General features: G+C 62.1%; 1 protein-coding gene. It reads right to left on the bottom strand.

Annotated features, from left to right (window positions below; all coding sequences use genetic code 11):
* Positions 1–21 precede the first annotated feature (21 nt).
* Positions 22–1,071 carry an ornithine cyclodeaminase gene (locus tag AC1DY5_RS56360; protein ID WP_478122827.1) on the bottom strand — a complete coding sequence of 350 codons (1,050 nt, stop codon included), beginning with the start codon at positions 1,069–1,071 and terminating at the stop codon, positions 22–24.
* Between the last annotated feature and the right edge of the window lie 118 nt (positions 1,072–1,189).

The following is a 1,189-nucleotide window of genomic DNA, read 5'->3' as shown; positions in this document are numbered from 1 at the left end:
CCCTTGCTCTTTCCCGGACTCTCAAGCGGCCCGGCGCATGACCGCGCGGGATGCACCGGAGCGGGTATGTCGAAACAGATCCTTCGGATCGTCGGCCCAGGGCACCAGTTCGACTTCGATGCCGAGATTGCGCTTGACAGCCTGTTCATTCACGTAGCGCAGCGTCGAATAGTCTTCCAGCGCGAAGCCCACGGAGTCGAACACCGTTACCTGCTGGACACTCTCGCGCCCGGGCTGCGTCCCGGCCAACACGCGCCACAGGTCGACCACAGGAAAGTCACGCGGCAGTTGCTGGATGTCGCCCTCGATCCGGGTCTGCGGCTCGTATTCGACGAACACGCGCGCACCGCGAAGGACATCCGCATGCAGTTCGGTCTTCCCGGGGCAGTCGCCGCCCACGCCGTTGATGTGCATGCCGGGCTCGATCATGTCCGGCGTGAGGATGGTGGCGTAGGCCTTGTCGGCGGTGACCGTGGTCACGATGTCGGCGCGGCGCACAGCCTCGGCGGTGGAACTGGCGCGAATGATCCTCAGCGAGGGATAGACCGAGAGATTGCGGACTAGTTTGTCCGTGGCGCGCGGGTCCACGTCATAGACCGCAATCTCGTCGATCCCAAGGTGGGCGTGGAAGGCCAGCGCCTGGAACTCACTTTGAGCGCCGTTGCCGATCAGCGCCATGCGGCGCGCATCAGGTCGCGCCAAGGCGCGTGCTGCCATCAACGAAGTGGCRCAGGTGCGCAGCGCGGTAGCCACCGTGAGTTCCGACAGGAGCACGGGATATCCGGTTTCGACTTCGGCCAGCACACCGAACGCCATCACGGTGTACAGGCCGCGTTGCGTGTTGCTCGGATGCCCGTTGACGTACTTGAACGCGTAGCTCTTGGCGTCGGACACGGGCATGAGTTCGATCACGCCGATGTCGGAATGGTTGGCGACGCGAGCAGACTTGTCGAAATCGCGCCAGCGAACGAAGTCTTCCTGGATGGTGTCGGCCAGATCGCCGATGAACTTGGCCACGCCGATGACCTGCACGAGGCGGGACATGGTGGGAACGTCTACGAAACGGGTCATAAGGCTCTCTTCAAAGTTCGGCCGCAGGGTGCAACCATGTCGAAGATTGTTCTCTGGAAGGGAGCCAATGTGAACAGCGCAAGTTGTCACTTTATTCCAGTTTCTATACAGTTTGCTC

This window comes from Variovorax sp. P4_D9, assembly GCF_056401695.1.
This window is presented reverse-complemented; position numbering and strand designations above follow the sequence as displayed.